At 65.6% G+C, this 6,528-nt stretch carries 8 protein-coding genes; 7 read left to right on the top strand and 1 reads right to left on the bottom strand.

From position 1 onward, the window contains the following. Window positions 1–58 precede the first annotated feature (58 nt). Entirely contained in the window at window positions 59–514 is a 456-nt protein-coding gene (locus E3D03_RS19775) for a DUF2924 domain-containing protein (protein WP_263568376.1), read from the bottom strand. A gap of 388 nt (window positions 515–902) precedes the next feature. Here E3D03_RS19775 and E3D03_RS19770 point away from each other — a divergent pair, with 388 nt between their 5' ends. The 7 genes from E3D03_RS19770 (at window position 903) to E3D03_RS19740 (ending at window position 6,389) form a co-directional block, all read left to right on the top strand. Beyond that, window positions 903–2,993, top strand: coding sequence for a hypothetical protein (locus E3D03_RS19770; protein ID WP_263568375.1), 2,091 nt, complete (start codon window positions 903–905; stop codon window positions 2,991–2,993). Window positions 2,994–3,107: 114 nt separating this feature from the next. After that, a complete protein-coding gene (locus E3D03_RS19765; RefSeq protein WP_263568374.1) occupies window positions 3,108–3,353 on the top strand; it encodes a hypothetical protein in 246 nt (81 codons plus the stop codon). Window positions 3,354–3,452: 99 nt separating this feature from the next. Continuing rightward, window positions 3,453–4,175: an RNA polymerase sigma factor gene (locus E3D03_RS19760; RefSeq protein ID WP_263568373.1), complete on the top strand. Its 723-nt coding sequence runs from the start codon at window positions 3,453–3,455 to the stop codon at window positions 4,173–4,175. A gap of 84 nt (window positions 4,176–4,259) precedes the next feature. Beyond that, window positions 4,260–4,454, top strand: a complete 195-nt coding sequence (locus tag E3D03_RS19755; RefSeq protein WP_018303655.1) for a hypothetical protein — start codon at window positions 4,260–4,262, stop codon at window positions 4,452–4,454. A 38-nt stretch (window positions 4,455–4,492) separates the two neighbouring features. Continuing rightward, window positions 4,493–4,789: a hypothetical protein gene (locus E3D03_RS19750; RefSeq protein WP_263568372.1), complete on the top strand. Its 297-nt coding sequence runs from the start codon at window positions 4,493–4,495 to the stop codon at window positions 4,787–4,789. Next, window positions 4,789–5,664, top strand: coding sequence for an ATP-binding protein (locus E3D03_RS19745; RefSeq protein WP_263568371.1), 876 nt, complete (start codon window positions 4,789–4,791; stop codon window positions 5,662–5,664). The genes E3D03_RS19750 and E3D03_RS19745 overlap by 1 nt, the downstream gene beginning before the upstream one ends. Before the next feature lie 101 nt (window positions 5,665–5,765). Continuing rightward, on the top strand, window positions 5,766–6,389 hold the full coding sequence (locus tag E3D03_RS19740; protein WP_263568370.1) for a hypothetical protein: 624 nt from the start codon (window positions 5,766–5,768) through the stop codon (window positions 6,387–6,389). Window positions 6,390–6,528 lie beyond the last annotated feature (139 nt).

Below are 6,528 nucleotides of genomic sequence, written 5' to 3'. Positions count from 1 at the left end.
CGGGTGTAGACCGCGCAGCGCAGCTTGCGGACGAGCTTCGTTTTTTCAGGCGGCTTCGTCATCTCCGCCCCCTGTGGTTCTTGAGCCCGAAGAACACCCAGCCGTTCCAGCGCGTGCCGGTGATCGCGCGCGCGATGGCGGACAGCGACTTGTACGGCCGCCCCTGCCATTCGAAGCCGTCGGCGGTGACGGTAACTATCTGTTCGACGCCCTGCCATTCGCGCAGCAACCGCGTGCCGGTGATGGGACGGTCGCGATCGGCGCGGAGGCCGCGCTTCTTCTTGTCCCCACCGTCCAGTTCCTCGCCAAGCCGCTCCAGCCGCCGGATCGTCTCCGGCTTCAGGCCGCCGTAGGCGAGTTCCTGGATGCGGTAGGCGATGCGGCTTTCGAGATAGCGCCGGTTGAACGGCGGCGGCTCGCTGTCGAACAGGTCGCGCCACTGTTGCTTCAGGTCGGGAGTCGGCGTGGTCTTGAGCGCGGCCAGGCGCGCGGGGATGGGATCGGGCTTGTTCATGCATTTCTCCGGTGAGTTGGAGTTGCATGACGGCATTGGGCGGGCGGAGAGTGTAGGCAACTTTCTCCAGTATTGGCAGATACTTCGCTCCCATCGCGCTTCCGCAACCGAACCAGCCCGAGCGCCAGCACGCCGCACAGTTCGGCGCGGCGTTCCGCGGGCGTCATCTGCTCGGGCGGGAGCGGATTGGGGCGTTTCATGTCTCGGTAGCCGTGATCGGTGCTGCTGCTACCGAGCAAAAGCCACCTGACGGCTGCCAACGGGACAGCCCCATGCCGGAGCGGGAGAAAATCTATTGATGGGCGAGTGCCCCTGCGGGATGCTGCGCTTATAGTTGCCTTGGCGTCTTTAGCGAGAGGAAGTGATGCCCCCGTCATCGAAACGTAGCTTGCGGTCCCTTCAGACAGTAATTGAGAACGCATCACCCGAATCTCTTCGGGGTTTCTTTTTTCAGGACGATGAGAATTTCGTTGCGATTGCCTCTGAGATCGCTGAATCCTTCAAGCTCCTCGAAGATGAAGACAACGAAGAGAACCGAAGTGCGGTGATCGCAGCGATCAACGACATGAAACCGGAGGTGACGCTTCCTGTCGAAATCGAGGCGCAACGCGTATTGCTTCTGACGAACGGAAAAGGCCCGTCCGCTCTCAAGGTGATTGCCGAAGAAGAACTCTCCAACGAGGAGTACGAGGCTGCATTTGCTCAGCTTGGCGAGTTGGCCGTCGCACTACACGTTCACGCTCATCATCGTCGTGCATTCGATGACGCCGTGAGTTTCCGCAATGCCCGTCTGTGGCGAGATGGAAAGCTTTACAGCGCATTCGATGTCGATCTCGAGCACCCCAAGCCGGTGGACGCAAACGCTATACCGAAGGAGAAGCTCCTCGCTGCTGTGCGATTGCGCCTCAAGCTTTCCGTAGATTGTGGAATGAGCGTCGTCGACCTCCCCGCGACGGAGGCGTACAAGCCATCCGTGCTTGTGATTATCCGGATCCCAAAGGACATCACCGGAATTCCCGAACATCTTGACAATGGAGGCAGACGCCTTCGCTTTCTTCGGCCGCAAAAGGAAGTTCTGCTGATCTACACTCCGGTGGAACAACGGATCGAGATTTGCGCAGATACAGCCCCAGAGCGCGCGTTGGTTTCCGAGTGTTTTGCGACCGAGGTCCTGGGGCACGATGTTTCGACGAAGCCGCTGACGTGGGTGAATTACGATCTTTCGCAGTTCTTCAAGACGCTCACGCTCGACCCACCTACCGTGCCCGGCTTCCTCGTGGACAAAACCGCGCTCGTCGAAATCGAGGTGCGCCTCGCCAGATGGAAGCAAAGGCTTCGTCTTTCTGTCCCGTTCGGCGACGAGATCGAGAAGACAGCGCAAAGCTACCTGGCGCCCGCCCGCGTACTACAGCGCGCGTCGGGGATCTCCCGAGCCGTCATCGCGGTGCGCTACCGACGTCAGGAATCCGACCCTCCCTCCCTTCTGGAGATCACGATCTCGGACCGCAACCGCTGCAGCCTGCTCAGCGATCCCGATCCCGAGCTTCGCAGGCTGGGGCGGACGCTGCTCACCGAGTGGAAGATCCAGCACCCGTTCCGAGATCTCAGCTCCGGCGAGCTCGGCGACTTCCTCCCCTTGCTGCTGGAACTGCATGACCGGGGGGAAGACAAAGTCCCCGCAACGTTCTTCTCGGAGAGGAAAAGCGACCCGGATCGCCTCGTCGAGGCCAAGCTGATCGTGCAGAAGGACGTCGATGACAGCGTTATCGACGACTTCGACGACGAAGACGTACCACCAGCGAAGGACCGGATGCTCTATGCCATCAGCACGGAATGGCTCGAGCAGCGGATCATCGAGGCTCTGCAGAGCGTGCTGTCAATCCAAGGGAAGCAGGAGATCACAACGAGGCTCTTCTTCATCGGCAGCATGTCCATCGATGGAAAAGATGTTCCCTGCTACCTCGCGCGCGGACTGGGCGAACAGAAGTGGTTCGTGGATGCCGAGGTCCAATTGCGCATGCGATCGGGAGCGGGCCCCGGCATCGTGTTCTGCGGGAAGGATCCCGGCTGGAAATGCATCGCCGCGAACCTCATCATGACCCTTCCCCGGGCCACTGATGGCTCGGCAGGGTTTGGCAGCCTCGACAGGAGCTTCGTCGAGACCTTCTTCCGTTCGAATCTCGGTCTTGCGCTCGGCGGCACCGCCCTGACCCTCGTGGAAAGCGAGGACGGAGAGTCTGGAACGCTTCACGTGCCCGGAAAGCCGGAGTTGCCCTTGTTCAGCGAACAGCAGGTCCACTGTTTCCGGCTGCTTGTGGACGCGAAGAAGAAGGGTCTGCCCGGGGTGAAGACCCGCGATCTCGTCGCCGGGTCGAAGTCCACCGGCATCCAGCAGATGCTGGGGAAGAAGCGATGGCCGGTCTTCCAAGGCTACATCGAGGACCTCGGCCAGTCGTGGTGGGGGTTGAAGACCAGCTGATTGCTGACCGACGCGTACAACCGCCCATCGATGAGCCGTCGATGATTGGGGGGTTAGACGGTCGATGATTCTGTCGGCCAATGGGGGTGCTCACTCAGTCAGAGGAGCACTTCGATGCCGACTCCCTTCCTCCCGCGCCAGGCAGCCCCGACGAGCTGGACCGGCGTCGCGAACACCAAGCCCAAAACCCACAACTCGGAATGGCGCTGCTCGCGCTGTGAAAAGCTGCTCGGCGTCTGCCGGGACGGCCGGATGCACCTGCGCTTCGCGCGGGGGCACGAGTATCTCGTGGGCTTTCCGGTTCAGGCCACCTGCCGCGGCTGCGGCACGCTGAACCACGCGACCGCACCCGCGCGCTGAGGCGCACATTCACCCAACCCCCTGAAATCGCAGAGACGCGCGACGTCCTGACCTGGCCACGAGAAGGCGCCGGACGCCTGGCCGCAAGGCAGGCGTCCGATGTCCTTCGCGTGGCACGAGATCCGTGATCACCTCATGCATTCATCCACGAACCTTCACTTCCAGCGCAGTTTCGACGCCGTCCGGCGTGCGCAGGCCGCCCTCGCACCGTTCCGGGATCCGGCGGCCCTGCTGGACGGGCTGCACCGCACGCCCGGCGATCAGGGCCAGAAGAACGTGATCCTCTCCGCGCTGGTCAGGGCGGCGCAGGGCGACGGGCCCTCGTCCGACTGCGCCCTGACGCTGCTGTTGCTGGCGCTCTGGCCCGGCCTCGACGCCATCCGCCGCCGGTCGATCTGGCGCAGGATCGGCACCGCCGACGAGATCGCGTCCGACATGCTGGCGCGCACCACCGAGGCGGTGCGCAGGCTCGACCTCCGGCACGTCAACTGGATCGCGGCCACGGTGCTGCGCAACGTCGAGCGCGACATGATCCGCATGCGCCAGCGCGACCAGACGCGCGAACATCTCGCCAGCAGCGCCGATCCCGACGAGGTGGCGGACAGCGGCAACAGCGGGATCGGCGCGGCCGGGTACGCACGGCTGAACGGCGCCGTGCGGAAGTTGCTCGGCGATGACGCCCTGCTGGTGATCCGCGTGGCGATCGAGGGTTTCTCGCAGGCGGAAGTCGCCGTCGAACTGGGCCTGACCGAGGCCGCCGCCCGCAAGCGGTACCAGCGCGCGATGCGCCGGCTGAACGACGCCCTCCAGGAAATCCCCTGATCCGATGTCCCGATCCGGTCCCGCCGGTGGCTTTTCCCATTCGAGCGCCCCGAGCGCCTTCCCTCCAACCGAAAGCAGACACGCATGAACCGCACTGCCGATCTGTCGCTCGAGGATTTCAGGCGTCTTCCGGGGCTCTATCGCCGCTGGGAGCTGACCGAGGTCTGCGAGCCCAACCGCAACTATCAGATCGAGGACGCCGGCGCCCATGCCGACGGGACGCCGCTGCTGGCGATCTACGTCGCCGAGCCCGCGCCCGACGTCCGCGAGGCCGCGTGATGCGCCTCCTCGATCACCTCATCCCACGGAGAACCGCCATGCCGGACCAGCCGGACGACATCACCCGTCTTCGCAAGGCGAGCTACGCGCTCGAAGACCTCCCCGAAACCATCGCCTTCCCGCAGCGCGCCGCTGACGAGCCGCGCGAGCCGCTGCCGGTCGTCGAGGCGACCGTCGACGAGATCGCCTTCGCGATCGTGGAGGCGGAGCGGGAGAGCTCGGCCGCCTACCGCCGCGCCGATGCGCTGAAGCGCCTCTACAAGCTCGCCCGCGAGGCGGGGTGCATCGGCGCCGACCGCGCCGCTACGGCGGTGATGAAGAAGGAGGGCCGGTGATGGCCCTTCCCATCATCGGTGCCGACGAACGGCTCGCGCAACGCAAGGGCATCAAGGGCGTAATCTTCGGCCGGTCCGGCATCGGCAAGACCAGCCTGCTCTGGACGCTGAACGCCTCCACCACGCTCTTCCTCGACCTCGAGGCCGGGGATCTGGCGGTTGAGGGGCTGGAGATCGACACGCTCCGGCCCCGCACCTGGAAGGAATGCCGCGATTTCGCGGTGTTCATCGGCGGGCCGAACCCGGCGCTGCGCGAGGACCAGCCCTACAGCCAGGCGCATTTCGACGAGGTCTGCGGGCGCTACGGCGATCCCACGGTGATCGGGAAGTACGAGACCGTCTTCATCGACTCGATCACCGTAGCCGGGCGTCTCTGCTTCCAGTGGTGCCGCGGCCAGCCCGAGGCATTCTCCGAGAAGACCGGCAAGCCCGACATCCGCGGCGCCTATGGGCTGCATGGCCGCGAGATGATCGGCTGGCTGACCCATCTGCAGCACACGCGCGGCAAGCATGTCTGGTTCGTGGGCATCCTCGACGAGCGGCTCGACGACTTCAACCGCAAGGTCTTCCAGCCGCAGATCGACGGCTCGAAGACCGGGCTCGAGCTGCCCGGGATCGTCGATCAGGTCATCACCATGGCCGACATCGCCGATGCCAACGGCCAGCCGCAGCGCGCCTTCGTCTGCCAGACGCTGAACCCCTGGGGCTATCCGGCCAAGGACCGCTCGGGCCGCCTCGACAGGGTCGAGGCCCCGCATCTCGGCCGGCTGATGGAGAAGATCCAGCGCCCCGCGGCCCCAGCCTCCGAACGCCTGACCTGGCCGCCGGTGACGCCCGCCGATCCCGCCCCCGCGCAGGAGTCCGGCCATGGCTGAGCGCCTCTCGCCATGCCCGGTGTCCCGATCCGGTCACCGGGGTGGCTTTTCCCCATCGACGCCGCTGCGCGTCCCATCCTCCAACTGAAAGGAGCCGCGCAATGTCCGGACCCTGGAACGACTTCAACTCCGCCCAATCCAACACCAACGTCATCCCCAAGGGCACGCTTGCCAAGGTGCGCCTGACGCTCCGCCCCGGCGGCTTCGACGACGCCTCGCAGGGTTGGACTGGCGGCTGGGCGCGTCGCGCCGCCACCGGCGCCGTCTACTTGGACGCCGAATACACGGTGCTCGAGGGGCCCTACGCCCGCCGCAAGGTCTGGTCGCTGATCGGCCTCTACAGCCCGAAGGGCCCGGACTGGGCCAACATGGGGCGCGGCCTGATCCGTGGCATCCTCAACTCGGCGCGCGGCGTGTCCGACAAGGACAACTCGCCCGAGGCGCAGGCCCGCCGCCGCATCAACGGGTTCGGCGATCTCGACGGCGTCGAATTCGTGGCCCGTATCGACATCGGCACCGACACCAACGGCGAGGACAAGAACGAGATCCGCGCTACCGTCACGCCCGACCATCGCGACTACGCCGCGCTGATGGGCACGGTCGCGCCGCAGTTCGCCGCCGCCCCGGCGCAGGGCCACGCCCCGCAGCAACCCGCCACGGCCCCCCAGCCCAGCCAGCCCGCGTCCGCCCCCGGCGTCGCCGGTCGGCCGAGCTGGGCGCAGTAAGGGGAGACCGGCCATGCGCCTGCGCCCCCGCCAGAAGACCTTCGTCGAGCGCAGCGTAGCTGCGCTCGCCTCCCGCGGCAACACGCTGGGCGTGGCGCCCACCGGTGCGGGCAAGACCATCATGCTCTCGGCGGTCACC

The organism is Paracoccus sp. DMF (assembly GCF_004407025.1).
Lineage (GTDB): Bacteria > Pseudomonadota > Alphaproteobacteria > Rhodobacterales > Rhodobacteraceae > Paracoccus > Paracoccus aminovorans_B.
The sequence above is the reverse complement of the archived record's forward strand: the minus strand, read 5'-3'. Positions and strand labels throughout refer to the sequence as shown.

Bases quoted from the DNA above. Each gene is read 5' to 3' on its own strand.
- E3D03_RS19765 (WP_263568374.1), top strand. From the start codon at position 3,108: ATGCCGACTCCCTTCCTCCCGCGCCAGGCAGCCCCGACGAGCTGGACC.
- E3D03_RS19740 (WP_263568370.1), top strand. From the start codon at position 5,766: ATGTCCGGACCCTGGAACGACTTCAACTCCGCCCAATCCAACACCAAC.
- E3D03_RS19775 (WP_263568376.1), bottom strand. From the start codon at position 514: ATGAACAAGCCCGATCCCATCCCCGCGCGCCTGGCCGCGCTCAAGACC.
- E3D03_RS19750 (WP_263568372.1), top strand. From the start codon at position 4,493: ATGCCGGACCAGCCGGACGACATCACCCGTCTTCGCAAGGCGAGCTAC.
- E3D03_RS19745 (WP_263568371.1), top strand. From the start codon at position 4,789: ATGGCCCTTCCCATCATCGGTGCCGACGAACGGCTCGCGCAACGCAAG.
- E3D03_RS19760 (WP_263568373.1), top strand. From the start codon at position 3,453: ATGTCCTTCGCGTGGCACGAGATCCGTGATCACCTCATGCATTCATCC.
- E3D03_RS19755 (WP_018303655.1), top strand. From the start codon at position 4,260: ATGAACCGCACTGCCGATCTGTCGCTCGAGGATTTCAGGCGTCTTCCG.